At 58.5% G+C, this 2,465-nt stretch carries 3 protein-coding genes; all 3 read left to right on the top strand.

Annotated elements, in window-relative coordinates:
* A partial coding sequence (gene nadA / locus FJY67_12030) for a quinolinate synthase NadA (protein MBM3330176.1) occupies nucleotides 1-823 on the top strand: 823 nt, incomplete at its 5' end.
* 12 nt (nucleotides 824-835) lie between these two features.
* Entirely contained in the window at nucleotides 836-1,591 is a 756-nt protein-coding gene (sufC, locus tag FJY67_12025; GenBank protein MBM3330175.1) for a Fe-S cluster assembly ATPase SufC, read from the top strand.
* A gap of 55 nt (nucleotides 1,592-1,646) precedes the next feature.
* Nucleotides 1,647-2,465: Fe-S cluster assembly protein SufB (gene sufB / locus FJY67_12020; GenBank protein MBM3330174.1), on the top strand; the 819-nt coding region annotated here is incomplete at its 3' end.

The raw sequence follows: 2,465 nt of genomic DNA, 5'->3' as shown, positions 1-2,465 counted from the left end.
CGCTATGGTGCGGGAAGCGGAGACAATCGTCTTCTGCGGCGTCCACTTTATGGCTGAGACCGCCAAGGTAGTGAACCCGCAGCGGCGCGTTCTGCTGCCCAATCTGCGAGCCGGTTGTTCGCTGGCGGACACCGCTGAGGAGACACGGCTCTACGAGAGGATCGAGGAACTGCGTCGTGACCTTGGCGACCTCGCAGTGGTCTGTTACATTAACACAACCGCCGCGGTCAAGGCGCTTTGCGACGCATGTTGTACCTCGGCCAACGCCGTCGCAGTCGTCCGGGCTCTGCCGCAGCAGAACGTCCTCTTTCTGCCTGACCGCAATTTGGCGCGGCACGTCGCGAATCAGTTGCCGGAAAAGAATGTCATCGCCTGGGAGGGCTATTGCTATGTCCATCAAGAGATCGATCCTGAGACGATTGCAGGCATCCGGCAGACCTACCCCGATTTGAAAGTGCTCGCGCATCCTGAATGCCGGGACGACGTCGTTCGACTTGCAGATGCCGCGCTTTCGACCTCGGGAATGGTAGAGTATGCCCGCAAGAGCCCCGACCGGCAGTTCCTCGCGGTAACCGAGTGCGGCCTCTCGGACCTTCTGGCAATCGAAGTGCCTGACAAGCAGTTCCTGCGCGCCTGCCGGATCTGCCGGTTTATGAAAATGATAACCCTCGACGATATCATCCGGTCGCTTGAATGCCTGCAGCCGGAGATTGCTCTGCCGGCTTATGTTCGGGAAGGCGCCGGCCGATCGCTTCGGCGGATGTTCGAATTGACAACTCCCGATAGAATGCCGGAAGCGCTCTACGGCGTTTCCCTTAACTGATGTGAATCATTGATTAATCAAACACTTGAGATTCGCGGACTGCGCGTCGCCGTCGAAGGCAATGAGATATTGCGCGGCGTCGATCTCACGGTTCCGCCCGGTGAAATCCATGCCTTGATGGGACCAAACGGCTCGGGCAAATCGACCCTTGCCTTTGCGCTGATGGGGCATCCGAAGTACTTGATCACCGGCGGCGACATATTGCTGGATGGCGAGAGTCTGCTCGACCTTGCGCCCGACGAGCGTGCCAAGCGGGGGTTGTTTCTTGCATTTCAGTATCCTTATGAGATAACCGGCGTTCGCCTGCAGGATTTCCTGCGCACTGCAACCCTGACGGTTCACCGGGAGAGCGTTTCACTGGCCCAGTTCATGGACCGGATGAACGAGGCCCTTGCGCTTTTGAAGATCGACCGCAACCATCTTGCCCGGTCGGTCAACGAAGGCTTCTCAGGTGGCGAAAAGAAGCGGGCTGAGGTGTTGCAGATGATGCTTCTCAAACCGAAAGTGGCAATACTCGACGAGACCGACTCGGGGCTCGACATCGACGCCCTGCGCATCGTCTCGGACGGGGTCAACAGTCTGCGCGGTGACGGCTTCAGCGCGTTGGTGATCACCCACTATCAGAGGCTCCTCAACTATATTGAGCCGGATAGGGTGCATGTGATGCACCGCGGTCGGATTGCCCTCTCGGGCGGTCGGGAACTGGCGCTCGAATTGGAACGGAGCGGCTACGAACTCTTGCGCGAAGAGACCGCGCTGGCAGGGTGATTCGATTAAGGAATGATATACGGATTAGAGGATGGGGGGATCACAAGGATAGACCATGCCTGATAAGGCTCTCGACATAGACCTCTCCAACTATCGCTATGGTTTTCACGTTCCGGAGCGCTCCGTCTATCGGACTCAGCGCGGCCTGACGCGCAAGATCGTGGCAGATATTTCGGAGCAGAAAGGCGAACCGGCCTGGATGCGCGACTTCCGCTTGAAGGCGCTCGACTGGTTCCTGAAGAAGCCGATGCCGAAGTGGGGTCCGGACCTGACCGGTATCAATTTCGACGACCTGACCTACTACATCAAGCCTCAGGAGCGCGGAGAACGGTCGTGGGACGACGTTCCCGACGAGATTCGCGACACCTTCGAACGGCTCGGCATTCCCGAAGCGGAGAAGAAATACCTTGCCGGCGTCGGCGCGCAGTTTGAGTCGGAGATGATCTATCACAGCCTGAAGAGCGAGTGGGAAAAGCAGGGCGTGATCTTCCTCGGCACCGACGACGGACTAAGGCAGCATCCGGAGATCTTCGAGAGATACTTCGGTCGGGTGGTGCCGTCGGGCGACAATAAGTTCGCTGCGCTTAACTCAGCTGTCTGGTCGGGGGGTAGTTTTGTCTATGTGCCGCCTGGCGTCAAGGTCGATATCCCGCTTCAGGCTTACTTCCGCATCAACGCCGAGCGGATGGGACAGTTTGAACGGACGCTCATCATCGCCGGAGAAGGCTCCTTTGTTCACTATGTCGAAGGCTGCACCGCGCCGGTCTATTCGGCGGCGTCGCTTCATTCGGCGGTCGTCGAGATCATCGCCATGCCGCGCGCCCGCGTCCGCTATACGACCATTCAAAACTGGTCGAGCAACGTCTATAACCTC

This window comes from Calditrichota bacterium (assembly GCA_016867835.1).
GTDB lineage: Bacteria > Electryoneota > AABM5-125-24 > Hatepunaeales > Hatepunaeaceae > VGIQ01.
The sequence above is the reverse complement of the archived record's forward strand: the minus strand, read 5'-3'. Positions and strand labels throughout refer to the sequence as shown.